Raw genomic sequence first — 25,544 nt, 5'->3', positions numbered from 1 at the left:
ACCAGGAGCAGACATGGGCCAGACGACCGGCGAGATCGACGAGATGGGCCCTGTCGACTTCCTCCTCGTCGAGTTCCCCGCGGGGCGCAGCACGTTCGACGGCGAGACGGCCTCGGAGCTGAGCAGGCTCGCGGACGAGGGGATCGTCCGTGTCCTCGACCTGCTGGTCCTGCAGAAGGCGGACGACGGCTCGGTGGAGGGCTTCGAGATCGACGACTTCGAGGTGGACGGCACCCGGGGGCTGGAGGCCGAGGTCGCCGAGGTCCTGGCGGCCGAGGACGTCGAGCACCTGGCCGCGGCGATGGAGCCGGGCAGCGTGGCGGGGGTCGTGGTGTGGGAGAACCTGTGGGCCGCGCCGTTGGCGTCGGCGGCCCGCCGGGCCGGCGGCCAGGTCATCGCCACCGGTCGGATCCCGTTCCAGGACATCGCCGCGTCGCTGGACGCGGAACCGCAGGAGGGATGACGGATGCCGCTGCGCCCTGCTCGATCCGCCAGGCGCGGCGTCGTGCGCGCACCCGTGGTCCGGTCCGCCGTCACGGTGGGCACCGTGGCGGCCGTCGCGCACGGCGTGGAACGCCGGCACGACCGCCGCCAGGAGCGGCCGGAGCCGGACGGGCCGGACCGGTCGGACGGGCCGGACCGGTCGGGCCGCCGGGCCGAGCGGCCCGACCGGAAGCCCTGACGCACCCGCCGGCGACCCGTGGCCCGCGTCAGCCGGCGAGGATCCTGGCCTTCTGCGCGGCGAACTCCGCGTCGGTCAGGACGCCGGAATCCCGCAGCTGACCGAGCCGCTCGAGCCTCGCGAGGACGTCGTCGGCAGGAGCCGCGGGGGCTGCGGGGGCCGGTGCCGGTGGCGGTGGGGCGTAGTACTGCGGGGGCGGCTGCTCGGCCGCCGCCTGTCCGGCCCACCGGTTGGCCTGCCGGCGGGACACCCGGTTGGACACGGCGGTGGCGGTTCCGGCGATGGCCGCCGTCCGTGCCACTCCGCGGAGCAGTCCTGGCATGGTGGTCCTCCTCAGGGTCGTCCTACTCGTCGTCCTCGGTGTCCAGGGCGGCGAGGAGCGCGTTGATGGGGATGCGGCCGAAGGCGACCAGCTCCGCCCCGCTGCGGCGCATCGCCGCGGCGAAGGGCGCCGCCCAGGTGTTCTCGTACAGGAGCACACCGGCCGAGCAGCCCGGCTCGACGGCCGCGGCGGCCTCGGCCAGGTCGTCGTCGTCGAGCAGGCCGGACCTGGCGCCCTCGAAGACGGTGAGCTCGGCCCCGTCCTCACCGAGGTCCTGCAGGCTGATCCCGGTCACCGAGCCGTCCTCGTCCTTGCGGAGGAACGCCAGGTCGAGGACCCGGATGATCCTGCGGTCGACGAGGTCGACGAGGAGCGGCCAGCCCTCACCGGTCATCCGGTTGCCGGGGAACTCGACGACGAGGTAGTCGATCGGGCCCATCGTCACGTCGTCGCCGGCGGATGCCTCCTGCAGGTCACTCATGTCCAGCTCCTCCGGTGCGTGTCGCCGGTCATCTGCGAAACCTCCTGTGCCTCGTCGCGGACGACCTCGCTCGACCGAGGCCGCCCGGCCACGATCCCGCCGCGTCCGTGGCGCCGCATCACCCTGATGGCACGAAGGGTCGGGGGCCCCGGCGCCACCACGTGGCTACTGCCGGGACATCGCCACCCGCAGCCGCTCCGCCGGCTCGATGAAGTGGTCGTGGTCGTCGGTCCCGGTGTCGAGCTGGACCCAGCGGATCTTCCCCGTGCACCGGCTGCTCCTCGTGTCGTACTCGGAGGACACCGTCGTGCCGGACTCGTAGCCGATGTCGGTGGTCTCGTCCGCGGAGAAGACCATCGGCTGGGTGGCGTCGACGCGGCCGGAGCCGCCGGGGGTGCCGTCGAGGTACAGCGTGACCGTCCCGCCCTTGCCGAGCCCGCCGCCGTCGTAGGCGAACTCCATGCGGACCTGGTGGGTGCCGCTCGGGACCGGCCCGTCGGCCTTGACGACGAACTCCCGGATCCCGAGCACGTTGTAGGCGAACGTCAGCACGCCGTCCTTGGCGTACACGGCCCAGCCCCCGAAGCCGCCGCCCTGGGCGATGACGACGCCCTCGAGGCCGGCCCGCGGCACCTCCACCTCGGCGGTGACGGAGAAGGACTTGTTCTTGATGTTCAGGACGCTGTTCTCGGACAGCCTGCCCATCCCCGGGAAGAACAGCTGCGAGCTGCCCCGGACGAGGACGGGTCGTCCCGCCTGCTCGGGGTCGAGACGCTCGCCGCTGCGGTCGTCCATCGGCAGCACGTTGTACTTGGCGGCCTCGATCAACCACAGCCGCTGGAGCTGACGCAGCCGGTCGGGATGCTGCGCCGCGAGGTCGTGGGCCTGGCTGTAGTCGTCCGACCCGTCGTAGAGCTCCCAGACGTCGTCGTCGAAGGCGGGGAGCGCTCCGCCGAGCAGGTCCCACGGGGTCTTGTGCTTGGTGACGGCGCTCCACCCCTTGTGGTAGACGCCCCGGTTCCCGAACATCTCGAAGTACTGCAGGTCGTGGCGCTCGGGTGCCTCGGTCTCGTCGAAGGTGTACAGCATGCTCGTGCCCTCCATCGGGGACTGGAGCACGCCGTTGACCATCGTCGGCTCGGGGAGCCCGACGGCCTCGAGGATGGTGGGTGCCACGTCGATGACGTGGGTGAACTGCTCTCGGAGCCCACCGCGCTCGGTGATGGTGCGGGGCCAGTGCACGATCGTGCCGTTGCGGGTGCCGCCCCAGTGCGAGGCGACCTGCTTGGTCCACTGGAACGGGGTGTTCATCGCCCACGCCCAGCCCACCGAGTAGTGGTTGTAGGACGTGGGGGAGCCGAACTCGTCCATCTTGGAGCGCAGGAACTCCGCGGTCTCGAGCGCGGCCATGCCGTTGAAGTTGGCCATCTCGTTGAAGGCGCCGTTCATCGTGCCCTCGGCGGAGGCGCCGTTGTCGCCCGTGATGTAGAAGATCAGGGTGTCCTCGAGGATGCCGAGGTCCTCGATCGCGTCCACGACCCGGCCCACGTGGTGGTCGGTGTGCTCCAGGAAGCCGGCGTAGACCTCCATCTCCCGCGCGAGCACCGGTCTGAGGTCGTCCGGCATGTCGTCCCAGGCGGTGATCTCCTCGTGGCGAGCCGTCAGCCCGGCGTCGGCAGGGATGATCCCGAGCTCCTTCTGCCGGGCGAAGGTGCGCTCCCGCTGGACGTCCCAGCCGTCGTCGAAGGCTCCCGCGTACTTGTCGGCCCACTCGCGGGGGACGTGGTGCGGTGCGTGGGTGGCGCCCGGGGCGAGGTAGACGAAGAACGGCCGATCGGGCATCAACGCCTTCTGCTGGCGGATCCAGCCGATCGTGTGGTCCACGAGGTCCTCGGTGAGGTGGTAACCCTCCTCCGGGGTCGCCGGCGGGTCGATGGGCGTGGTCCCGTCGTACAGCGCCGGGTCCCACTGGTTGTTCTCGCCGCCGATGAACCCGTAGAACTTCTCGAAGCCGCCGCCCGCCGACGGCCACGCGTCGAACGGGCCGAGCGGTGAGGCCTGCCACGGAGGGACCTCGTGGCACTTGCCGAACTGGGCGGTCGAGTAGCCGTTGAGCCGCAGGGTCAGCGGCAGCGGGGCCTTGGTGTTGGGCCGCAGCGCGTTGTTCCCGGGGGCCGACGTCGCGGTCTCGGTGATGCTCCCCATCCCGACCGAGTGGTGGTTGCGGCCGGTGAGCAGCGCCTGGCGCGTGGGGGCGCAGAGCGCGGTCGTGTGGAACCGGTTGTACCGCAGCCCACCCGAGGCCAGCCGTTCGGCGGTCGGGGTGTGGCACGGCCCTCCGAACGCGCTCGGGGCGCCGAAGCCGACGTCGTCGAGCAGGACGACCAGGACGTTGGGGGCTCCGGACGGCGGGAGCAGGGCCCGGATCGGCGGGTACGAGGTGTCGGGGTCCTTGGCGTCGTAGGTGGTCAGGCCGGGCGCGACCCGGTCGGGGATCGGGAGCATCGCTCGAGCGTGCCGGTCCGGGGCCTCGGCCATGGTTCCTCCTGAGGGGGTCGACGGCGGACCCGGCCATCGTGGAGGCGTCCCGGGGTGCGCACATCGCCCCCATGGGATGAACGCCCGCCCGGGTACCCTCGGGAGCATGGGTTGGACCTTCGGCCGCCGGCGCCCCACGACGTACCTCCTCGGCGAGGTGGCGGACCCGTACCCGGCCCAGGTGCCGGAGGCGCGGCGCGGCCGCGTCCGGCGCATCACGGAGATCGGCGAGCCCGTCCTGCACACGCCGGCGCGCGCCGTCGAGCGGTTCTCGACGCCGGAGCTGACCCGTCTGGTGGACGACCTGTTCGCCACCATGGAGGTGGCCCAGGGGGTGGGTCTCGCCGCGCCGCAGATCGGCGTGGACCTGCGGGTGTTCGTCTACGACGTCACCGACGAGCGCGGCGACCGGCACGTGGGTCACGTGGTCAACCCTGTCCTGACGATCGACGAGTCCAGCGAGGCGGTCACCGACGAGGAGGGCTGTCTGTCCGTCCCCGGCGCGTACGTCCCGCTCGCCCGCCGCACGGCCGTGACGGTCCGGGGCGTGGACCAGCACGGCGGACCGGTGCAGCTCGAGGCGCAGGGCTACTTCGCCCGGGCCCTGACCCACGAGAGCCAGCACCTGGACGGCACGCTGTACTGGGACCACCTGTCGGCCGAGGACCAGCGGGACGCCCTGCGCCAGCGCGACGAGGAGCGTGCGGGTGTGCTGGCCGAGCGACGCGAGATCGCTATCGAGCTGGACAAGAAGCCGGCCGACTACCCGGAACGCCCCGCGGGCGGCCGTTGAGGCTCAGCCCACCGGGCGGCGTGCCCGCCAGGCGACGACACCGCCGGCGGTGAGTCCGGCCGCCGCGAGCACGAGCCCGACGGCCGCCCAGGTGTCGCCGTGGAAGATCGCGTCCTGCGGGCTGCCTCCGGTGTCGTCGAGGGAGACCGGGGCCGCGCCGACGGCATCCTCGTCGCCGCTGCCGGCCGCGGCCGTCCGCGGCGGCGTGGGGGAGGCCTTCGGCGACGGCGTGGCCGACGGCGAGGGCGACGGGGACGGCGACGCCGAGGGTGACGGCGAGGGGGACGCGGACGGCGTCGGGGTCGGCGTGGGCTCCGCGGCGGCGGTCTCGGCCGGTTCGGGCGTGGCGGAGGCCGTGGCGCTCGGTGACGGGCTCGGGCGGCGCGTGCGGTGCGGTGTCGGGTCGGCTGACGGCGTCGGGCTGCTCGCGGCGGTGTCGTCGGGGGACGGCGTCGCGCCGTCGGAGGGGGAACCGGTGCACTGCGGCCCGGCGCCCTCCGCGGACCAGTCGCCGACACCCGGCACGGTCACGTACACCACGCAGTACCCGTCGGGCATGACGGCGGTCGCCTCGGTGAAGCTCACGTGGCCGGCACGGCCCCGCCCCATCGGCTCGGTGAGCCACTCGAACTGCCAGCCCTCGAGGCTGCGGATCGAGTAGCCGACCCGGTCCCACCGGTCCCGGTCGTCGTCCCGCCCGGAGTAGGAGACGCCGTCGGAGGTGACGGTCAGGTCGTCGTCGTCCGCGACGGCGGCGCCGGCGCCGCACACGAGGGTGCCGCATCCCAGGACGCCGGCCAGCAGGGCTCGGGCGGCACGGTGGGGGACGGGCACGCAGGGCCTTCCGACGCGGAGGTGCCGGCCGGGTCCGGCCGGTCGGACCACATGCTAGGCGACCCGGGCCCGACGGCGGCACCTCGTCCGGTCGGGATCACCCGTTGCGGCGCCGCCCCCCGCGGACGTGGCGCCGGACGCCGGCTCAGAGCGCGGCGACCCAGTCGGCGACGGCCGCGGCCACGGCGTCGTCGTCCTTGACCTCGTGGGTCCCGGGCAGCGTGATGCGGGTGACGGGGCCGGGGATCGCCGCGGTGTGCGCGGCCAGCTCGTCGGGGGTGCCGAAGGGGTCGCGGGCGCCGGAGACGAACAGCACCGGGAGGTCGAGGTCGGGGAGGTGCTCCGTGCGGAGCTTCTCCGGCTTGCCCGGGGGGTGCAGGGGGTAGCTGAGCAGCACCAGCCCGGCCGCGGGCAGACCGTCGGCCACTGCCATCGAGCACATGCGCCCGCCGTAGGAACGGCCGCCGAGCAGGAGGCGCTCGGTGCCGACGCCGAGCCGGTCGGCGAGCTGTTCCGCCTGCTGGCGCACGTACGCGACCGCCACGGGCGCGCGGTCGGGGATCTTCTTGCCCGCCTGGCGGTAGGGGAAGTCGACGCGTTCCACGGGGACGGGCGGCTCGGCCAGGCGGAGCCGTTCCTCGACGGCCTTCAGGGTGCGGTGGTCGCGGTCGGCCCCGGCGCCGGGGGTGAGCAGCAGGCCGGCAGGAGTGGTGGGCATGCGCCCAGTGTCGTGCACGACGGCGTAGCTCGTCCGGCGAGGGGCGGCCTGCGGGGAGCGGCGGGCGCGGGTGGCCGGACGCCGGCGTCCGGTGAGGTTGGTCACCGGTGCCGTCGGGCCTGGTCAGCGTTTTCCGGGCGGCGGGGCCGGATGCCCGAGGACGTGATTACATCGTTTACCCTGAGTCGACGGGCGCGGCCGGACGGACGGGCGCACCTGTGCCAGCAAACCCGAGGAGCACCGATGACGGACCACGCTCAGGTGGCGCCGAACCCGATCGTCCTGCAGCGCGCGGACCCGCACGTGCTGCGCCACGACGGCCAGTACTACTTCACCGGGTCGTACCCGGCCTACGACCGGATCGTGCTGCGCCGTGCCGCGCGGCTCGCCGACCTCCAGCAGGCCGAGGAGGTGACGGTCTGGACGCACCACGCCACCGGTCCCCAGTCCCACCTGATCTGGGCCCCCGAGATCCACCGCGTCGGCGGCGCCTGGTACCTCTACTACGCCGCCGCGCCGGTCGACCACGGCACGGCCGACGCCCCCGGCGCCGACGAGACGTTCAACCACCGCGTCTTCGTGCTGGAGTGCACGGACGAGGACCCGCTGGCCGGGTCGTGGCGCGAGCGCGGTCAGGTCGACACCGGCTGGGAGTCGTTCGCCCTCGACGCCACCACGTTCGTCCTCGACGGTCAGCAGTACCTGGTCTGGGCGCAGCAGGACCTGGCCGTGCGGGGGCACTCCAACCTCTACATCGCGCCGATGGCGAACCCCTGGACCCTGGCCGGCCCCGCCGTCGAGCTCACCCGGCCCGAGCACGACTGGGAGACCAGGGGCTTCTGGGTCAACGAGGGCCCGTCGGTCCTGGTCCGTGGCGGCCGGGTCTTCCTCACCTACTCCGGGGCGGCCACGGGCATCGACTACGCGATGGGCCTGCTCACCGCCGACGCCGCCGCCGACCTGCTCGACCCGGCGTCGTGGACCAAGTCCGCCGACCCGGTCTTCGTCTCCGACCCGTCCGTGCGCCAGTACGGCCCGGGGCACAACTCGTTCACCGAGACCCCCGAGGGCGACACGGTGCTGGTGTACCACGCACGCACCTACACGGAGATCGTCGGCGACCCGCTGTGGGACCCGAACCGGCACGCCCGGGCGCAGGTGCTCCCGTTCGACGCCGCCGGCGACCCCGTCTGGGGCACCCCGGTCCCCGACACCCGGCCCACCCCCACGTCGACCGAGGTGCTGCCGCCCTCCGGCCTGGCGGACGCCGTCGAGGAGGCGGTCCTGTGAGCACCACCACGACCGCACGGCAGGAGCAGACCGGACCGGCCCGGTCCGGCGCCGTCGCCTCGCTGAAGCAGACGGCCTTCTGGAACGTCGGTGGGCTGTTCTTCTTCTACTTCGCCATCTGGCAGCTCGTCTTCACGTTCCTCGGCCCCTGGCTCGAGGAGCAGGCGGGGATGACGTCCGGGAACATCGGGCTGCTCAACTCAGTGATGGCGCTGACAGCGCTGTGCCTGCAGCCGTTCTACGGGTTCGTGCAGGACCGGCTCGGGTTCCGCAAGCACCTGTTCGCCGTCGTCGTCCTCGTCGGTGCCTTCATGGGGCCCTTCTTCGCGTTCGTGTTCGTGCCGATCGTGAACCTCGACCAGGTCCTCGGTGCCGTCGTCGGCGGGATCTACCTCTCCCTGGTGCTGAACTCCGGCGTCGGGGTGGTCGAGGCGTTCAACGAACGTGCCGCGCGCGCCCACCGGTTCGAGTACGGGCACGTCCGCCTCTTCGGGTCCGTCGCCGGTGCGACCGCCTCGCTCGTCGGCGGCTTCATCTGGGCGGCGAACCCCGACAACGTCTGGTGGGTCGGGACCTTCTCCGCGCTCGTCCTGGGCGTCCTGCTGTTCACGCTGCGCACCCCGAGGCCCGGCGACGCGGCGTACGACGCCGCCGTCGGTGACGACCCCGCCGGCCCGGACAGGCCCCGCGTGACGACGGCGACAGTGCGGCGGCTGCTGCGCGACCGGTCGTTCGTCGGCTTCATGGTGCTGATGTTCGGGACCGCCGCGCTCTACGACGTCTTCGACCAGCAGTACGCGATCTACTTCGCCGACTTCTTCTCCGGCGCCGGCGACCCGCAGGTGTTCTTCTCGCGGGTGGTGTTCGTCCAGATCCTGCTCGAGGCGCTGGTCATGGTGGCCATGCCGTTCCTCATCAACAAGATCGGCGCGAAGCGTGGGCTGCAGCTCTACGCGCTCGTGCTCATGGTGCGCGTGGTCGGGTCGGCGCTGTTCACCTCGACCGAGCTGCTCGTCCTGTGGCGACTCCTGGCCGCGCTCGAGATGCCGCTGATGCTCGTGTCGGTGTGGAAGTACCTCACCCGGATGTTCGACGTCAGGATCTCCGCCACGGCCTACATGATCGGCTTCAACACGGCCAAGCAGATCGGCGTCGTCGTCTTCTCCTGGGTGTTCGGCATGTCCTACGACGCGATCGGGTTCAGCCACTCCTACCTGATCATGGGCGCCGTGATCCTGGCCGTCACCGCCATGGCCGGGCTGCTCATGCGTGACGACCGGGGCATCGAGGACCCGGCGCCCGCCGCTCCGGACGGCTCTGCTCCGGACGCGCCCGGTCCGGACCCCGCCGTCACCCGGTCAGCACCGTGACCGGGCAGCTCGCGTAGTCGAGCACCTGCCGGCTCACCGAACCCAGCACCAGCCGGTCGAACCCACCCAGCCCGCGGGCGCCGACCACCAGCCGGTCGGCGCCCGCGGAGCGTTCGATGAGGACCTTGGCCGCCGCACCGTGCACCACCAGCGGTCGCACCCGGTCGCCAGGCAGGTCGACGCCGGCCTCCTGCACGGCGGCGGCGAGGCGCTCGCGGGCGAAGCGCTCGTAGTCGTCGATCGGCGGTGCCCACCCCCACGAGCCCGGGAGCGGGGCGAGCGTGGTGATCTGCCACGCGAAGACCGGCTCGACCACCGCCGTCGTCGACCCGGCCGCGATCGTCGCCGCGTGGCGCAGCGCCGCCACCGACGGCACCGAGGTGTCCACACCCACCACGATCCGCGGTGCGTCCTGCACGGCGTCCGGCGGCGGGCCGCCCGGCGCCTGCCCGTCGTGCGGGCGCCGGACCACCGTCACGGGGACCCGCGCGTTCTCCACGACGTTCGTCGAGACCGAGCCGAGGACCCGGCGGCCCAGCCGGCTGCGCCGTCGTCGGCCCAGCACGAGCATCTGCGCGCCGTCCTCGAGGGCCAGCAGCCCGTCGGGCGCCGGACCGGGCACGACGGCGGAGGTCACCTCGACGATGCGGCCGTGGCGCGCCCGGGCCCGCTCGATGCTGTCCGACGCGACCGCGCGGCGTTCCTCGGCCACCGCGGCGAGCGCGGCCTCGTCGTGCTCGGGCGCGACGTGCACAACGGTCAGGGGCAGCTCCCGTGCCCGCGCCTCGCCCAGCGCCCAGTCCAGGGCCTCGTCCGACTCGACGGTGCCGTTGACGCCGACCACGATGCCGTCCATGAGCGCAGGATAGGCCCGACCTCGGGCACCGGCAGGGCGGTCGGCGCCACGCCGGTCAGCGCCGGCCGGGCGGGTGGAGCAGGGACCGGATCGGGCGGGTGACGACGTCCACGCGCTCGACGAGGTCGGTGGGCCCGGTCACGACCAGGCCGCGGCCGCCCGTGTCGACGTGGACCGCCGTGACCTCGCGGACCCGGACCCGGGTCGCGACCCGGGCGTCGCCGTCGACGGCGAGCTCGGCCTGCTCGAGCGGCACGGCGTCCACCTCGGCCACGATCGCCCGCATCGCGCTGCGGTAGTCGGCGTAGTCGTCCGCGAAGTCGTTCCCGAGCCGGGGCACCGAGTCGGCGTCCGGCTCGACCGGCGCGGCGATGTCGGCGTGCAGCGGAGCGGCCAGCGCACCGCTGGCGGCGGCGCGCACGACGTCCTCGACGGCGTCGTCCGCCACCCGGCGGCGCAGCGTCTCCACCTCGAACGCCTCGCCGGCGAACGTGCGATAAGTGCGCACGAACCGGTCCGACGTCGGGTCCGCCTCGTCGTCGCACCCCGTCAACGCCTCGTCCTCCAGGTCGAGGCCCCACGTCAGCGGGTCCCGGACCTCACCCACGTGGCCGGAGAACTGGGCCAGGCGGGGGTCGACCTCGGCGCTCGCCGCACTCTCGCCGGGAGTCCGGCCGTGGTCGTCGTGCTCGGGAGAGGGCAGCCCGTGGCGCTCGGCCGCGGTGGGGCCGTGCGGGACCGCCTCACCGTCCCCGGGCTCGCCCTGACCGGTGCTGCGTCCGACGTCGTCCATGGGAGTCCTCCCGATCGAGCGGCGACCTCTTGCACCGACAATGCCCCTCCGGACGGGACCACGGCAACGGGGCGCGCCGTCACGCCCCTGGCGAACAAGGGCATGCGGAGGCCGTTGCGACGGTTCAGACCGCATAGAGTCGTAGCGGTCAGGCTGTCGCCGTCATACCGACGGGGTGCAGGAATCGCCGCTCGTGAGGGAGCAGCACATGTTCGAGAGATTTACGGACCGAGCCCGTCGGGTGGTCGTCCTCGCGCAAGAAGAAGCGCGGATGCTCAACCACAACTACATCGGCACCGAGCACATCCTCCTCGGCCTCATCCACGAGGGCGAGGGCGTGGCGGCCAAGGCGCTGGAGTCGTTGGGCATCTCGCTCGACGGCGTGCGCGCGCAGGTCACCGAGATCATCGGCGAGGGCCAGCAGGCCCCGAGCGGGCACATCCCGTTCACGCCGCGCGCCAAGAAGGTGCTGGAGCTGTCGCTGCGCGAGGCGCTGCAGCTCGGCCACAACTACATCGGCACCGAGCACATCCTGCTCGGTCTCATCCGCGAGGGTGAGGGCGTCGCCGCCCAGGTGCTCACCAAGATGGGCGCCGACCTCAACAAGGTGCGCCAGCAGGTCATCCAGCTGCTGAGCGGCTACCAGGGCAAGGAGCCCGTGGCCGCCGGCGGTCCGCAGGAGGGGCAGCCCTCCGGCTCGGCCGTGCTGGACCAGTTCGGCCGCAACCTGACGCAGGCCGCCCGCGAGGGCAAGCTGGACCCGGTCATCGGGCGCAAGCTCGAGGTCGAGCGGGTCATGCAGGTGCTGTCGCGCCGCACCAAGAACAACCCCGTGCTGATCGGCGAGCCCGGCGTCGGCAAGACGGCCGTCGTCGAGGGCCTCGCGCAGGACATCGTGCGCGGGGACGTCCCCGAGACGCTCAAGGACAAGCAGCTCTACACGCTGGACCTGGGCGCCCTGGTGGCCGGTTCGCGCTACCGCGGCGACTTCGAGGAACGCCTCAAGAAGGTCCTCAAGGAGATCCGCACCCGCGGCGACATCATCCTGTTCATCGACGAGATCCACACGCTCGTCGGTGCGGGCGCCGCCGAGGGCGCGATCGACGCCGCCAGCATCCTCAAGCCGATGCTGGCCCGCGGCGAGCTGCAGACCATCGGTGCCACCACGCTCGACGAGTACCGCAAGCACGTCGAGAAGGACCCGGCCCTGGAGCGTCGCTTCCAGCCGATCCAGGTCAACGAGCCCTCGCTCGAGCACGCCATCGAGATCCTCAAGGGTCTGCGCGACCGCTACGAGGCGCACCACCGGGTGTCCATCACGGACTCCGCGCTGGTCTCGGCCGCCCAGCTCGCCGACCGGTACATCAACGACCGGTACCTGCCGGACAAGGCGATCGACCTCATCGACGAGGCGGGTGCCCGCCTGCGGATCCGCCGCATGACGGCCCCGCCGGAGCTCAAGGAGCTCGACGAGGAGATCGCCGAGGCACGCCGCGAGAAGGAGTCGGCGATCGACGAGCAGGACTTCGAGAAGGCCGCGGGCCTGCGTGACACCGAGAAGCAGCTCACGCAGAAGCGCGCCGACAAGGAGAAGGCCTGGAAGTCGGGCGACCTGGACACGGTCGCCGAGGTCGACGACGAGCTGATCGCCGAGGTCCTGGCGATGTCCACCGGTATCCCGGTCGTCAAGCTCACCGAGGAGGAGTCCAGCAAGCTCCTGCACATGGAGGACGAGCTGCACAAGCGCGTCGTCGGCCAGGAGGCCGCGATCAAGGCGCTCTCGCAGGCGATCCGCCGTACCCGTGCCGGGCTCAAGGACCCCAAGCGTCCCGGTGGCTCGTTCATCTTCGCCGGCCCCACGGGCGTCGGGAAGACCGAGCTGGCCAAGGCGCTCGCCGAGTTCCTCTTCGGGGACGAGGACGCGCTCATCCAGCTCGACATGTCGGAGTTCTCGGAGAAGCACACGGTCTCGCGGCTGTTCGGCTCGCCCCCCGGCTACGTCGGGTACGACGAGGGCGGCCAGCTCACCGAGAAGGTGCGCCGCAAGCCGTTCTCCGTGGTCCTGTTCGACGAGGTGGAGAAGGCCCACGCGGACATCTTCAACTCGCTGCTGCAGGTGCTCGAGGACGGTCGCCTCACCGACTCCCAGGGTCGTGTGGTCGACTTCAAGAACACCGTCATCATCATGACGACGAACCTCGGGACGCGGGACATCGCCAAGGGCGTGCAGACCGGCTTCAACGCCGGCGGCGACCTGGTGACCGACTACCAGCGGATGAAGGCGAAGGTCAACGAGGAGCTCAAGCAGCACTTCCGGCCCGAGTTCCTCAACCGCGTCGACGACACGGTGGTCTTCCCGCAGCTCTCGCAGCAGGAGATCATCGAGATCGTCGACCTGGAGGTCGCCAAGCTCGACAAGCGCCTGCGCGACAAGGACATGGCCATCGAGCTCACCGACGCCGCGAAGCACCTGCTGGCGGAGAAGGGCTACGACCCGGTCCTGGGCGCCCGGCCGCTCAAGCGCGCCATCCAGCGGGAGATCGAGGACCAGCTGTCCGAGAAGATCCTGTTCGGCGAGCTGTCGCCGGGGCAGATGGTCCTGGTCGACGGCGAGGGCGAGGGCATCCTCGGGGAGTTCACCTTCCGCGGGGTGCCGAAGTCCGAGCACGAGCGGGGACCCGTCTCCGTCGGGGCGTCCGCCGCGCTCGACGCGCCCACCGGCGTCTCGGTGAGCGACCTGCCCCCCACCGGGCAGATGCAGGCCGGCGCGGAGTGACCCGCTCGCGCTGAGCCACGACGAAGGCCCCGGAGCTCTCCTCACAAGAGCTCCGGGGCCTTCGTCGTGCCCGCGGGGTAGGCGAACCTTTCGCGGGGCAGGCGAACCTTCCGCGGGGTAGGCCAATCTCCCGCGGCGTAGGCGAACCTTCCGCGGCGTAGGCCGACCTTCCGCGGATAGGCGGACGCTCAGGCCCGGACGAGGCCGAGGCGACGCAGGACGGCGTCGGTGAGGTCCGGGACCGCGTCGACCAGCTCGACGGCGCCCGCCGTCTCGAGCTCGCCCGGTGCCGCGTAACCCCACGAGACCCCGAGGCAGTCGATGCCGTGCTCGGCGGCGCCGTGGACGTCGTGCTCGCGGTCCCCGACCATCAGCACGGGCCACCCGGTGAGGCCTCCGGACGCATCCCCGGGGGGCCGGCGCCCGAGGCCGTCGAGGGCCGCGGCGATGACGTCGGCCTTGGTGGAGCGCGCCTCGTCCGGCGGGGCGCCGTGCACGGCGTCGACCAGCCCGGTCAGGCCGAAGCGGTCGCAGATGGGCTGGGCGAACATCTCGGGCTTGGACGTCGCCACCGCGAGGGTGCACCCGGCCGCACGCAACGAGCGCAGCACCTCGGGCACGCCGTCGAACACGGCGTTGTCGAACATGCCGCCGGCGGTGAACGCGGACCGGTAGGCCGCGACGGCCTCGCCGACACGCTCTCGCGGCACGCCGTGGGCAGGGAAGGAGTCGGTGATCGGCGGGCCGACGAACGAGCGCAGCGTCGCGGCGTCGGGCACCGGGAGCCCCAGCGCGCGGAAGGCGTGCGCCGCCGAGGAGGTGATGCCGGGTGCGGAGTCCATGAGGGTGCCGTCGAGGTCGAGCAGCACGAGGGGTGTGGTCACTCCCGGAGCCTACGGTCGTCGCGGCGGCGCGTCACAGCGCCCGGGCGTGCTCCACGAGCCGGTCGAACGCCGCGTCCAGCCCGGGATCGACCTGCTGTGCCGCGGGGTTCGCGTCGTACCAGGCGATCTGCTCGTGCGCGGCGTCGTCGTAGGTGATGGTGGGCGCGAACTCGGGGACGAGCGCGCGCACCTTGGCGCAGTCGAAGACCATCGAGTGGGCCTTGTCCCCGAGCAGCCCGTCCCCGACGTCGGGCAGCACGCGGGCGATCGTGTCGGAGGGCACGTGCACGATCTCCGGGTCCGGCACGCCGGCCGCGGCGCCGAGCCAGGTGTAGACCTGGTCCCAGGTGGGGGCGTGGGTACCCATGATCTGGAAGGTGTCGCCGACGGCGTGCGGGTGTCCGAGCAGCCCGACGAACCCGACGGCGAAGTCCTCGCTGTGGGTGAGCGTCCACAGGCTGGTGCCGTCCCCGTGGACGACGACGGGCCGCCCGGCGCGCATCCGGGCGACGTCGGTCCACCCGCCGGCGGTGGGCAGGAGCGTGCGGTCGTAGGTGTGGCTGGGCCGCACGATCGTGGCCGGGAACGCGTCCTCGCGGTGGGCGCGCACGAGCAGGTCCTCCCCGGCGATCTTGTCGCGGGAGTACTGCCAGAACGGGTTGCGCAGCGGGGTGGACTCGGTGACGGGCAGCCGCGACGGCGGCGTCTGGTAGGCCGAGGCGCTGGAGATGAACACGTACTGACCTGTGCGCCCGGTGAACCGCGCGACGTCGCGGGCCACGTGCTCGGGGGAGAAGGCGCGGAACTGGGCGACGACGTCGAAGTCGCGGCCGGACAGCACCGCGTCGACGGCTCCGGCGTCGGCGGCGTCCGCGGTGAGCTGCTCGACGGCGTCGGGCAGCTCGCGGGTGGTCGACCGGCCGCGGTTGAGGACGGTGACGCGGTGGCCCTGGGCGACGGCGCGGGTCACGGACGGCGCGCTGATGACGCCGGAGCCACCGATGAACAGGATGTCGAGCGGGTTGCGGGTCATGAGGCCATCGTGCCCGACGTCCGGCCGCGCCGTCGGGGCGCTGATGCGTGAGGAGCTGCGACGCGGCCGCTCGGCGTCGTCGGGAATCCTCACCCTTGGAGCCTGCGAAGGCTGAGGAACCGCTACGCCGCCGGCGGCCCGGCCAGCGTCAGGCCGGGTGGCAGGTGCCGGGGGACGACCTCCCGCAGCGCCAGCGTCCGCGCGGCGCGGGCGGCTCCGGTCATCCGTTCCACCGGGGCGGTGATCGACACCGCGGCGACGGGTCGGCCGGCCCGCAGCACCGCGACGGCCGCGCACGCGATCCCGGTCTCGTTCTCCTCGGTCTCGGTGGCCACCCCGGTGCGGCGGGCCTCGGCCAGGGCCTCGCGCAGCCGGTCCGCGGTGGTCCCGGGGGCCAGGTACCCGGCGAGCACGTCGTCGCCGGAGGCACCGGCGTCGGGCACCTCGCGCAGCGGCCCGGCCGCCAGCAGCGCCCGGCCCAGCGCGGTGGTGGCGGCCGGGCGCCGGCGCCCGACGGCGGACCACACCCGCACGGGACGCTGCGGCTCGACCTTGTCGAGGTAGACGACCTCCCGGCCGGCGAGCACCCCGAGGTGGACCAGCTCGTCGACGTCGTCGCGCAGGGCGTCCAGGGCGGGTCGCAGGAGCTCGGGCAGGTTCTCCTCGGCGAGGAAGGTGCTCCCGAGGGCGAGGATCGCGGGGCCGAGCCGGTAGGCGCCGTCGTCGGTCTGCTCGGCGTACCCGCGGTGCCGCAGGGCGGCCAGGGTGCGGTGCAGGGTGGACTTGTTGGCCCCGACGTCCGCGGACAGCTCCGCGAGGGGGACGCCGGCGGCGCCGGCCCGTCCGAGGGCGTCGAGGGTCAGGAGCGCCTTGTCGACGCTGCCGAGCGGGCTGGGATCCACGAGGCCCTTCCGGTAGGCTGCATTTCGCAGTGAACAACAGGCGTTCACTATAGCGAAACGGAGTAGGTATGTCATCCCCGGTGCTCGACACCCTCGCAGGTCACCGGCTCGTGCCCGTCGTCGTCGTCGACGGCGCCGACCAGGGCCTGGCGCTCGCCGACGCCCTCACCGCCGGTGGTCTGCCCGTCGCCGAGATCACGCTGCGCACCGCCGGCGGGCTCGACGCGATCCGGGCCGTCGCCCGGGACCGCCCCGACGTCGTCGTCGGCGCCGGCACCGTCACCACCGCTGCGCAGGTGGACGCCGTCGCCGACGCCGGGGCGCGCTACGTCGTCTCGCCCGGCCTGTCCCGCGCCGTCGTCGAGCGAGCACGCCACCACGAGCTGCCCGTGCTGCCCGGCGTGGCCACCCCCACCGAGATCATGGCCGCGCTCGACCTCGGCGTCGAGACGGTCAAGCTCTTCCCGGCGAACGTCGTCGGTGGACCCGCCGCGCTCAAGGCCTTCGCCGCGCCGTTCCCGGCCCTGCGGTTCGTCCCCACCGGCGGGGTGAGCGCCACCAACCTGCCGGACTACCTCGCGCTGAAGCCCGTGCTCGCCGTCGGCGGCTCCTGGATGGTCGCCAAGCCCCTGGTCGACGCCGGCGACTGGGCCGAGATCACCCGCCTCACCGGCGAGGCCGTGGCGCTGGCCGCGCCGTCCACGAAGGAGAACCGATGAGCAACCCGTCCGTCACCACCCGCCCCGCCGCGGACTGCCGCTACGACGTCGTCGCCCTCGGCGAGGTCATGCTGCGCCTCGACCCGGGCGACCGCCGCATCCGCACCACCCGCAGCTTCGACGTCTGGGAGGGTGGTGGCGAGTACAACGTGGCCCGCGGGCTGCGTCGCTGCTTCGGCCTGCGTGGCGCGATCGTCACGGCGCTGGCGAACAACGACGTCGGTCGGCTCGTCGAGGACTGCATGCTCACGGGCGGCCTGGACACCTCGTGGGTCCAGTGGCGCGACTTCGACGGCATCGGCCGGGAGGTGCGCAACGGGCTGAACTTCACCGAGCGGGGGTTCGGCGTGCGCGGCGCGGCCGGCGTCAGCGACCGCGGGCACACGGCGATCTCGCAGATGCGTCCCGACGACGTCGACTGGGACGCGCTGTTCTCCTCCGGCGTCCGTTGGCTGCACACCGGCGGCATCTTCGCCGCGCTGTCCGAGTCCGCCGCCGACGTGGCCGAGGCCGCGATGTCCGCAGCGCGCCGGCACGGCACCATCGTGTCCTACGACCTGAACTTCCGGCCCTCGCTGTGGAAGGACATCGGGGGAGTCGACCGTGCGCGCGAGGTCAACCGCCGGCTCGCGCGCCACGTCGACGTCATGATCGGCAACGAGGAGGACTTCACGGCCTCGCTCGGGTTCGAGGTCGAGGGCGTGGACGAGAACCTGACGGACCTGGACACCGGTGCCTTCCGGGCCATGATCGAGACCGCTGCCGGCGAGTACCCGAACTTCCAGGTGATCGCGACGACCCTGCGCGGCGTGACGTCCGCCTCGGTGAACGACTGGGGAGCCGTCGCCTGGTCGCGTGCCGAGGGGTTCGTCGAGGCCACGCACCGCCCGGGCCTCGAGATCTTCGACCGCGTCGGCGGTGGCGACTCGTTCGCCTCCGGCCTCGCCTACGGACTCCTGGAGCTCGGCTCGCTGCAGGAGGCCGTCGAGTACGGCGCCGCGCACGGTGCGCTCGCCATGACCACGCCCGGGGACACGACGACGGCGACGCTGGCCGAGGTGGCCAAGCTCGCCTCGGGCGGCAGCGCGCGCGTGCAGCGCTGAGCAGGGCCGGCCGGCACTACCCCCGGGCGGGCGGCGGGGCCGTGGTCTCGCGGACCACGAGCTCCGTCGCCAGGTTCACGCGGGTCAGCTCTGGCTGCCGGCCGGCGGCGAGGTCGAGCAGGATCCGGGTCGCCGTCGCGGCCATCTCCGTCAGGGGCTGCCGGACCGTGGTGAGCGCCGGCGTCGTCCACTGGGCCAGCGGCAGGTCGTCGTACCCCACCACGGAGACGTCGTGGGGGACACGCAGCCCGAGCTCCTGCGCGGCCCGCAGGACGCCGATGGCCTGCATGTCGGACCCCGCGAAGATCGCCGTCGGCCGGTCGGGGCGGTCGAGCAGGCGCCGGGCGGCCGCGTACCCCGGCTCGACGTAGAAGTTGCCGGAGTCGAGGAGCGCCGGGTCGACGGCGATGCCACCGGCCGCCAGGGCGCTGCGGTAGCCGTCGAGCCGGGCCCGGCTGCACAGCATGTCGGAGGGGCCGCCGATGGCGGCGATCCGCCGGTGCCCGAGCTCGACCAGGTGCCGGGTGGCCGCCAGCCCGCCGCTCCAGTTGTCGGAGCCGACGGTGGGCACGTCCGCCGGGGTGTCTCCGTCGGTGTCGATGACGACGAACGGGATGGACCGGCTCACCAGCCGGTGCCGCTGGGCCTCGGTGAGCTGGGAGGCGACCAGCAGCACGCCCGCCGGGGGACGGGCCAGGGTCGTCTCGAGCCATGCGCGCGGGGGTCGGTGGCGGCCCCCGAGCTCGGAGAGGATGACGCTGGTGCGCGCGGCCGCCGCGGCCTCCTCGACACCGCGGATGATCTCCATCGACCAGGTCGAGCCGAGCTGGTGGAAGACCAGGTCGATCAGGGCCGCACCGTCACGCGGCGCTCCGGGGCGCCGCCGTCGGTACCGGTGCCGCTCCAGCGCCTCCTCGACCCGCCGGCGCGTGGCGGGCGCGACGTCGGACCGGCCGTTGAGGACCTTGGAGACCGTCGGCACGGAGACGCCGAGCTCCTCGGCGATCTGCGCGATGGTCGGCGCCGAGCCGGCGCGCTCCGGGGTGGTGGGCCGGTCCGGTCGGTGAGTTCCTGCGATCGATGACATCCAGGTTCCGTCGCTGAGGAGTGGGTTTCGCAACTTTCGACACCGACCCTACTCCACCAAGGGGCTGTGACCGGCGCGATCGCAACGTTTTCATCCGGTCGGATGCCCCGGGCTCGCGCCTCACCGCCACCATCTCGGGCGTCTCGTCGCGGGAAATGAGACCCGACCGTGATCTGCGCCCCGCTTGACCCCGTGTGATCCAGGTCCTAACCTCCGAGTGTCGGAAACGTTTTCGACGCCGAAAGTTTCGACCGCGGCACGGCTGCCGCGCCGAGCACGACGACGTGACGGACCAGGAGCACCCATGGCACGAGACACCGGCACGGTCGCCACCGCGCCCGTGGACGCGACGGCGACCGACGCCTCGCTCACCGGGCTGGGCGACGTGCCCCCGGGCACCCGGCGGCGTCGGCGCCGCGGCGGGAACGACGGCCGGCAGAGCTGGGCCCAGGCGCTCCGCAAGGACTGGCGGCTCTACACGTTCGTCGTGCTGCCGCTGCTGTTCTTCGCGATCTTCAAGTACCTGCCGATGGCGGGCAACGTCATCGCGTTCCGACGCTTCCGCCCCGGCGGCAGCGTGTTCGGCGACGAGTGGGTGGGCCTCTACTACTTCGAGATGTTCATCCACAACGCGCAGTTCTGGCAGGTGTTCTGGAACACCGTGATGCTGGGGCTGCTCACGCTGGCGATCTGCTTCCCGCTGCCGATCGTGCTCGCCCTGATGCTCAACGAGCTGCGGTCCCGGCGGTTCAAGAAGATCGTGCAGACGATCTCCTACCTGCCCCACTTCATGTCGATCGTCATCGTCGCCGGGCTCGTGCTGCAGCTCACCGCGCTCAACGGCACCGTCAACCAGGTCGTCGAGGCGTTCGGCGGCGACGCCATCCCGTTCATGCAGCTGCCGGAGTGGTTCCGCACGATCTACGTCAGCTCGGAGGTCTGGCAGACCGTCGGATGGGGGACCATCCTCTACCTCGCCGCGCTGACCACCATCGACGACCAGCTCTACGAGGCCACGCGCATCGACGGCGCCAACCGCTGGCAGCAGACCTGGCACATCACCCTGCCCGGCATCCGCCCGACCATGATGGTCCTGCTCATCCTCAACATCGGCACCTTCATGGCCGTCGGGTTCGAGAAGGTCCTGCTGCTGCAGAACCCGCTGATCTACTCCACCGCCGACGTCATCTCGACCTACCTCTACCGGGTCGGGATCCAGTCCGCGCAGTTCTCCTACGGCACGGCCATCGGCCTCTTCGAAGCCCTCATCGGGCTCGTCCTCGTCCTGACCGCGAACTACGTCTCGCGCCGCACGGTTGGAGCCTCGCTGTGGTGACCGACACCCCCACCCCGGACCTCGCGCGCGTCCGCGCCGAACCCACCACGGTCAAGGACACGGCCGGCTACCGGACGTTCCGCGTGGTCAACCTGGTCGTCCTGCTGGGCGTCTGCGCCGTGACGCTCTACCCGTTCGTCAACCTGGTGGCCAAGGCGTTCTCGTCGGAGGGTTTCATCGCTGCCGGTGAGGTCAACCTCCTGCCCCGCGGGTTCAACATCGACACGTTCCGCGTGGTGATGGGCGACGCGCTGTTCTGGACCAACTACCGCAACACGGTGCTGTACACCGTGGTGGGCACCGCCGTCTCGATGGCCCTGACCACCACGTTCGCCTACGCGCTGAGCCGCCGGCACCTCAAGGGGCGCACGGCGTTCATCGGGATCGCCGTCTTCACCATGTTCTTCAGCGGCGGGCTCATCCCGAACTACATCCTGGTCGCGGACACCCTCGGGATGCGGAACACGATGTGGGCGATCGTCCTGCCCAACGCCGTCTCGGTGTTCAACCTGCTGGTGATGAAGTCGTTCTTCGAGAACTTCCCCGCCGATCTCGAGGAGGCCGCCGCGATCGACGGCCTGACGACGTACGGGATCTTCTTCCGGATCGTGCTGCCCCTGTCCAAGGCGGTCATCGCGACGATGACCCTCTTCTACGCGGTCACCCTGTGGAACTCCTGGTTCCAGGCGTTCCTGTACCTGGACCAGAAGGAGCTCTTCCCCGTCACCGTCTACCTGCGCAACCTGATCGCCGCGGCGTCCTCGCCGACGGCGGAGGCGGGGCAGGACACGATCCAGATCGCCGCCAACATCCAGTCGGTGACGATGCTGCTCACGGTGCTGCCGATCATCTGCTTCTACCCGTTCATCCAGAGGTACTTCGTGTCCGGCGTGATGCTCGGCTCGGTCAAGGGATGACCGCCCGGCACACCACCCCGACCCCGCACCCGTCGCCGCCCCGAACCCTGAAACCTGCCAGTCCGTGCGTCGAGAGCAATGACGCTCACCCGAGGAGAGAGATGACGAACACCCGACAGCGCACCGCCCTGGCGGTCGCGTCCCTGACGACCCTGACCCTCGCCCTGACCGCGTGCAGCGGTGGCGGCGACGAGCCCAGCGAGGAGGGGGCCGACGGCGGTGGCACCACCATCGACGCCGAGCACTCCGTGGGCGCCATGGAGGACTTCGGGGCCGGAACCACGTTCCGGGCGACCGAGCCGGTGGACTTCACGCTGATGTACCGCGACCACCCCAACTACGAGGTGCAGGACGACTGGTCGATCTTCCAGCAGCTCGAGGAGAACCAGAACGTCACGTTCAGCCGGACGGACGTGCCGCTGGCCGACTGGGACCAGAAGAAGTCGCTGCTCATCGGGTCGGGGGAGGCCTCCGAGATCATCTCGGTCACCTATCCCGGCCAGGAGACGCAGTTCGTCTCGGGCGGCGCGCTGCTCCCGGTCTCCGACTACCTGGACTACATGCCGAACTTCCAGCAGAAGATCGCGGACTGGGGCCTGGAGGAGGAGATCGACAACCTGCGCCAGGACGACGGCAAGTTCTACCTGCTGCCCGGCGTGCGGGAGATCCCCGACGTCCAGTACTCGGTGGTGATCCGTGACGACCTGTGGAAGGCCGCCGGCATCACCGAGGACCCGGCCACCTGGGACGAGTTCGCCGCGGACCTGGCCACGGTCCAGGAGGCGAATCCCGACCTGGACTACGCGTTCTCCGACCGGTGGACCGACAGCCAGCCTCTGGGCGCCCTGATGAACGTCATGGGCCCGAACTTCGACGCCGCCGGCGGATGGGGCTACAACAACGTCTGGTACGACCAGGACGCCGGCGAGTTCACGTTCAACGGCGCCCGCGAGGGCTACCACCAGATGGTGGAGACCCTCGCCGGCATGGTCGACGCCGGTGTCATGGATCCTGAGATCACCCAGAGCGACGACCAGGCCATCCAGAAGTTCGTCTCGGGCAAGTCGGCCGCGATCTCGGGCAACACGCAGGAGATCACGAGCTACCGCACCAAGTTCGACGAGGCGGGCAAGGACGCCGACCTGCGCATGATCGTCATCCCCGGCGGCCCGGCGGGCGACTACCTGGCCCCGAGCCGGCTCTCGTCCGGCCTGATGCTCTCGAGCGAGGCCGCCGAGGACCCGCACTTCAAGGCGCTGCTGCAGTACGTCGACTGGCAGTACTACTCCGACGAGGGCATGGAGTTCGCCGCCTGGGGGGTCGAGGGCGAGACGTACACCAAGGACGCCGACGGCACCCGGACCCTCGACCCGCAGATCGGTTGGAACGCCCTCAACCCGGACGCGCCGAAGCAGCTCAACGCGGACTTCGGGTACTTCAACGGTGTGTTCCTGCTGGCCAACGGGTCCACGCAGGACCTGCTCGAGTCCGTGATGTCGGACGAGGTCAAGGAGTGGACCCGCGCGGTCCTGGACCGCAAGGAGACCGCCCCCGTGGCACCGGCCGCGCGGCTGAACGAGATGGAGCTCGAGCAGGCGTCGCTGCTCGACACGCAGCTCAAGGACGCCGTGCTCGCGGCGACCGCGGCCTTCATCACCGGTCAGCGACCCCTCGACGAGTGGGACGCCTACGTCGCCGAGATGGAGGGCATGGGCGCCACGCAGCTGATCGAGACGTACAACACCGCGCTCGACCGGCAGCAGTGATCCCCGGACGTCGCCGTCGGGCCCGCTACGGCCCGGCGGCGACGTCGTCGTCCCGACCGCCACCCACCAGCCTCCGAGGAGCGCCCCCGTGACCACGACCGTCGTCCCCGCCGCACCCGTCGGCGTCCTGTCCGACGCCTGGCGCCGCTGCGTCGGCACCGGCCGCGTGAACCTGGCGCTGCGTGCCGACCACCAGGCGTCGCTCGCCCAGGTGCAGTCCGAGATCGGCTTCGACCTCGTCCGGGGTCACGGCCTGCTCTCGGACGACGTCGGCATCCACCGCCCGTACGACGTCGCCGGGCACCGCGGGACGCGGTACGCGTTCACGTACGCCGACCAGGTCCTGGACGCGTGGCTCGACCTGGGCATCCGGCCCTTCGTGGAGCTCGGCTTCATGCCGTCGGGGCTGGCTTCGGGCGACCAGACGGTGTTCTGGTGGCACGGCAACGTCACGCCGCCCCGCGACCATCGCGAGTGGGCCGACCTGGTCCGGGCCGTGGTCCGGCACGCGATCGACCGCTACGGCCTGGACGAGGTCCGTCGCTGGCCGATCGAGGTGTGGAACGAGCCGAACCTCACGCACTTCTGGCAGGACGCGTCGGCCGAGGCGTACTTCCGGCTGTACGAGGTGACGGCGTCGACGATCAAGGAGATCGACCCCTCCCTCCAGGTGGGGGGACCGGCGATCTCCCCGGGCGCGGACGACTGGTGGGTGCCGTTCGCGGACTTCGTCACCGACCGGGACGTGCCGGTCGACTTCCTGTCCTTCCACGCGTACACGACCGGCCCGGCGCAGCCCGTCCCGTTCGGCACGTACCAGACGTTGCGTCCGCCGCGGGCGCTGCTCGACCAGTTCGCGGCTCCCGCCCGGCTCCTCGCCGGGTCACGCCTGGAGGGTCTGCCGACGCACGTCACGGAGTTCTCGACCAGCTACCGCCCGGACAACCCCGTGCACGACACCCCGTACCAGGCGGCGTCGCTCGCGCCGGTGCTCGCCGGCGGCGGGGACCACGTGGACTCCTTCTCGTACTGGACGTTCTGCGACGTCTTCGAGGAGGAGGGCATCCCCACGTCGATCCTGCACGGCGGGTTCGGCATGCTGGGGCACCGGCAGCTGCGCAAGCCGGTCTTCCACCTGTACACGTTCATGGCCCGGCTGGGCAGGCACGTGCTGCGCCGCGGCGAGGACCACCTGGTCACCCGGGACGACGCCGGTCGCGTCGCGATCCTGGCCTGGCAGCCGGTGGGCGGCACGGACGCCCCGCAGGAGCCGGACCGGCACGAGCTGCGGCTGTCGGTGCCCGTCGCCGGCGCCGCCGGGGGGCCGTGCCGGCGCGCGTCCGTGCACCGGTCGCGGGTGGCGCAGGAGACCGGTGACGTGCACGCGGCGTGGCGGCACCTGGGCCGGCCGGCCTCGCCGACGGCGCGGCAGCTCGACCTGCTGCACGAGGCGTCCGAGCCGGTGCGCGAGACCGGCTCCGCCGACGTGGTCGACGGGCGCGTGGAGCTGACGCTGACGCTGCGGCGCCACGAGGTCACGCTGGTGGAGGTGGACCCCGTGCGCGACGAGACGCCGGCCTGGATCGACGACGCGCGCATCGTGGGACGTGCCACCGGGGAGGCCGCGCCGTGACGGCGCACGCGCAGGGCCCGGACGGCTCCGTGCCGCGGGCCGGCCGGGCCGGGTTCGGCGAGGGCGTGCTCAGCCGGGTCGCGGAGCGGGTGTACTGGTACGCGGCGACCGGTGTGCTGACCACGCTGGGCACGGCGCCGACGCTGGTGCTGCTGATGCTGCTGGACCGGTCGTCGGGCAACGCGCTGCTGGTCCCGCTGTGCCTGGTCCCGGCCGTGCCCTGCTGGTCGGCCGGCCTGTTCGCCCTGCACGCCCGGGCGGCGGCGGACGGACCGGCCCCGGCGCGCGCGTTCGTCCGCGGGCTGCGGCTCGGCACCCGTGACGTGCTGGCGCTGTGGGTCCCCGCGCTGGCGGTGCTGGGGGTCGTGGCCACGTCGATGGCGCACCCCGAGGCCGCCGGCATCGGCGGCGCCTACGCCGTCGTGCTCGGTGCGGTGGGTCTCGGCGTCGCGCTGTGGGCCCTGGAGGCCCTGGTGCTGGCCACCCTGCTCTCGTTGCGCACCCGCGACGTCGCGCGGCTGGCGCTGTACTACCTGGCGCGCCGCCCCGGGGTGACGGTCGGCGTCCTCGCCCTGCTGGTCGTGGCGGCCGGGACCGTGTGGTTCGCCGGCGAGGCGGTGCTCGCCGTCCTGGCCGTCGTCTGGCTGGGCTTCCTGCGCCGCACCACCCGCCCCGTCGTGGCCGACGCCGTCCGACGCTTCACCGCCTGAC

The 25,544-nt window shown here is 72.3% G+C and carries 24 protein-coding genes; 13 read left to right on the top strand and 11 right to left on the bottom strand.

Going from position 1 to position 25,544, the window contains the following annotated elements:
* The first annotated feature begins 13 nt into the window (after positions 1-13).
* Both ACIQLL_RS02095 and ACIQLL_RS02090 read left to right on the top strand, forming a co-directional pair.
* A complete protein-coding gene (locus ACIQLL_RS02095) occupies positions 14-463 on the top strand; it encodes a DUF6325 family protein (RefSeq protein WP_402462579.1) in 450 nt (149 codons plus the stop codon).
* A gap of 42 nt (positions 464-505) precedes the next feature.
* Positions 506-682, top strand: coding sequence for a hypothetical protein (locus tag ACIQLL_RS02090; protein WP_402462577.1), 177 nt, complete (start codon positions 506-508; stop codon positions 680-682).
* Positions 683-710: 28 nt separating this feature from the next.
* Here ACIQLL_RS02090 and ACIQLL_RS02085 read toward each other — a convergent pair whose 3' ends face one another.
* From ACIQLL_RS02085 to ACIQLL_RS02075, 3 genes are all read right to left on the bottom strand, one after another.
* The gene (locus ACIQLL_RS02085) at positions 711-1,004 is read right to left on the bottom strand and encodes an SHOCT domain-containing protein (RefSeq protein WP_402462574.1); all 294 of its coding nucleotides are present in this window, start codon (positions 1,002-1,004) and stop codon (positions 711-713) included.
* 22 nt (positions 1,005-1,026) lie between these two features.
* Positions 1,027-1,485, bottom strand: coding sequence for a DUF6325 family protein (locus tag ACIQLL_RS02080; RefSeq protein WP_402462571.1), 459 nt, complete (start codon positions 1,483-1,485; stop codon positions 1,027-1,029).
* Positions 1,486-1,650: 165 nt separating this feature from the next.
* Positions 1,651-3,990 (bottom strand): arylsulfatase, encoded by a 2,340-nt coding sequence (locus tag ACIQLL_RS02075; protein WP_402462568.1) that lies wholly within the window; start codon positions 3,988-3,990, stop codon positions 1,651-1,653.
* A gap of 139 nt (positions 3,991-4,129) precedes the next feature.
* Between ACIQLL_RS02075 and def the strand changes: the two genes are divergently transcribed.
* Complete coding sequence (gene def, locus ACIQLL_RS02070) at positions 4,130-4,816, top strand: peptide deformylase (RefSeq protein WP_402462565.1); 687 nt, start codon at positions 4,130-4,132, stop codon at positions 4,814-4,816.
* 3 nt (positions 4,817-4,819) lie between these two features.
* Here the strand turns inward: def and ACIQLL_RS02065 are convergent, their stop codons facing one another.
* Positions 4,820-5,650 carry a hypothetical protein gene (locus ACIQLL_RS02065; RefSeq protein WP_402462562.1) on the bottom strand — a complete coding sequence of 277 codons (831 nt, stop codon included), beginning with the start codon at positions 5,648-5,650 and terminating at the stop codon, positions 4,820-4,822.
* Between the two features lie 145 nt (positions 5,651-5,795).
* Entirely contained in the window at positions 5,796-6,368 is a 573-nt protein-coding gene (locus ACIQLL_RS02060; protein ID WP_402462559.1) for an alpha/beta hydrolase family protein, read from the bottom strand.
* A gap of 243 nt (positions 6,369-6,611) precedes the next feature.
* Between ACIQLL_RS02060 and ACIQLL_RS02055 the strand changes: the two genes are divergently transcribed.
* Both ACIQLL_RS02055 and ACIQLL_RS02050 read left to right on the top strand, forming a co-directional pair.
* Positions 6,612-7,658, top strand: a complete 1,047-nt coding sequence (locus ACIQLL_RS02055) for a glycoside hydrolase family 43 protein (RefSeq protein WP_402462556.1) — start codon at positions 6,612-6,614, stop codon at positions 7,656-7,658.
* Positions 7,655-9,028 carry an oligosaccharide MFS transporter gene (locus tag ACIQLL_RS02050; protein WP_402462553.1) on the top strand — a complete coding sequence of 458 codons (1,374 nt, stop codon included), beginning with the start codon at positions 7,655-7,657 and terminating at the stop codon, positions 9,026-9,028. The genes ACIQLL_RS02055 and ACIQLL_RS02050 overlap by 4 nt, the downstream gene beginning before the upstream one ends.
* Here ACIQLL_RS02050 and ACIQLL_RS02045 read toward each other — a convergent pair.
* Entirely contained in the window at positions 9,009-9,884 is an 876-nt protein-coding gene (locus tag ACIQLL_RS02045; protein WP_402462550.1) for a universal stress protein, read from the bottom strand. The two genes, ACIQLL_RS02050 and ACIQLL_RS02045, sit on opposite strands and share 20 nt — an antisense overlap.
* A 55-nt stretch (positions 9,885-9,939) precedes the next feature.
* On the bottom strand, positions 9,940-10,677 hold the full coding sequence (locus ACIQLL_RS02040) for a hypothetical protein (protein WP_402462547.1): 738 nt from the start codon (positions 10,675-10,677) through the stop codon (positions 9,940-9,942).
* Between the two features lie 208 nt (positions 10,678-10,885).
* Here ACIQLL_RS02040 and ACIQLL_RS02035 point away from each other — a divergent pair, with 208 nt between their 5' ends.
* Positions 10,886-13,453: an ATP-dependent Clp protease ATP-binding subunit gene (locus ACIQLL_RS02035; RefSeq protein WP_402462544.1), complete on the top strand. Its 2,568-nt coding sequence runs from the start codon at positions 10,886-10,888 to the stop codon at positions 13,451-13,453.
* A 188-nt stretch (positions 13,454-13,641) separates the two neighbouring features.
* Here ACIQLL_RS02035 and ACIQLL_RS02030 read toward each other — a convergent pair whose 3' ends face one another.
* From ACIQLL_RS02030 to ACIQLL_RS02020, 3 genes are all read right to left on the bottom strand, one after another.
* The gene (locus ACIQLL_RS02030) at positions 13,642-14,337 is read right to left on the bottom strand and encodes an HAD hydrolase-like protein (RefSeq protein WP_402462541.1); all 696 of its coding nucleotides are present in this window, start codon (positions 14,335-14,337) and stop codon (positions 13,642-13,644) included.
* Between the two features lie 31 nt (positions 14,338-14,368).
* Positions 14,369-15,370, bottom strand: coding sequence for an NAD-dependent epimerase/dehydratase family protein (locus tag ACIQLL_RS02025; RefSeq protein WP_402462538.1), 1,002 nt, complete (start codon positions 15,368-15,370; stop codon positions 14,369-14,371).
* 122 nt (positions 15,371-15,492) lie between these two features.
* Positions 15,493-16,272, bottom strand: a complete 780-nt coding sequence (locus tag ACIQLL_RS02020; protein WP_402462535.1) for an IclR family transcriptional regulator — start codon at positions 16,270-16,272, stop codon at positions 15,493-15,495.
* 68 nt (positions 16,273-16,340) lie between these two features.
* On the opposite strand from ACIQLL_RS02020, the gene eda reads away from it, so the two are divergent.
* A complete protein-coding gene (eda, locus tag ACIQLL_RS02015) occupies positions 16,341-16,991 on the top strand; it encodes a bifunctional 4-hydroxy-2-oxoglutarate aldolase/2-dehydro-3-deoxy-phosphogluconate aldolase (protein ID WP_402462533.1) in 651 nt (216 codons plus the stop codon).
* Entirely contained in the window at positions 16,988-18,094 is a 1,107-nt protein-coding gene (locus tag ACIQLL_RS02010) for a sugar kinase (protein ID WP_402462530.1), read from the top strand. The genes eda and ACIQLL_RS02010 overlap by 4 nt, the downstream gene beginning before the upstream one ends.
* A gap of 16 nt (positions 18,095-18,110) precedes the next feature.
* Here ACIQLL_RS02010 and ACIQLL_RS02005 read toward each other — a convergent pair whose 3' ends face one another.
* The gene (locus tag ACIQLL_RS02005; RefSeq protein ID WP_402462527.1) at positions 18,111-19,181 is read right to left on the bottom strand and encodes a LacI family DNA-binding transcriptional regulator; all 1,071 of its coding nucleotides are present in this window, start codon (positions 19,179-19,181) and stop codon (positions 18,111-18,113) included.
* Positions 19,182-19,485: 304 nt separating this feature from the next.
* On the opposite strand from ACIQLL_RS02005, the gene ACIQLL_RS02000 reads away from it, so the two are divergent.
* The 5 genes from ACIQLL_RS02000 to ACIQLL_RS01980 all read left to right on the top strand — a co-directional run bounded on the left by ACIQLL_RS02000 (position 19,486) and on the right by ACIQLL_RS01980 (position 25,543).
* Entirely contained in the window at positions 19,486-20,517 is a 1,032-nt protein-coding gene (locus ACIQLL_RS02000) for an ABC transporter permease (RefSeq protein WP_402462524.1), read from the top strand.
* Positions 20,511-21,434: a carbohydrate ABC transporter permease gene (locus tag ACIQLL_RS01995; RefSeq protein ID WP_402462521.1), complete on the top strand. Its 924-nt coding sequence runs from the start codon at positions 20,511-20,513 to the stop codon at positions 21,432-21,434. The genes ACIQLL_RS02000 and ACIQLL_RS01995 overlap by 7 nt, the downstream gene beginning before the upstream one ends.
* 101 nt (positions 21,435-21,535) lie before the next feature.
* Positions 21,536-23,200, top strand: coding sequence for an ABC transporter substrate-binding protein (locus ACIQLL_RS01990; protein WP_402462518.1), 1,665 nt, complete (start codon positions 21,536-21,538; stop codon positions 23,198-23,200).
* An 88-nt stretch (positions 23,201-23,288) separates the two neighbouring features.
* Positions 23,289-24,833 carry a GH39 family glycosyl hydrolase gene (locus ACIQLL_RS01985; protein ID WP_402462515.1) on the top strand — a complete coding sequence of 515 codons (1,545 nt, stop codon included), beginning with the start codon at positions 23,289-23,291 and terminating at the stop codon, positions 24,831-24,833.
* The gene (locus ACIQLL_RS01980; RefSeq protein WP_402462512.1) at positions 24,830-25,543 is read left to right on the top strand and encodes a glycosyltransferase; all 714 of its coding nucleotides are present in this window, start codon (positions 24,830-24,832) and stop codon (positions 25,541-25,543) included. The genes ACIQLL_RS01985 and ACIQLL_RS01980 overlap by 4 nt, the downstream gene beginning before the upstream one ends.
* The last annotated feature ends 1 nt before the right edge of the window (position 25,544 follow it).

This window comes from Isoptericola aurantiacus (genome assembly GCF_044769875.1).
GTDB lineage: Bacteria > Actinomycetota > Actinomycetes > Actinomycetales > Cellulomonadaceae > Isoptericola > Isoptericola aurantiacus.
Note: the sequence above shows the minus strand (reverse complement) of the source record. Positions and strands in the feature narration are given on the sequence as shown.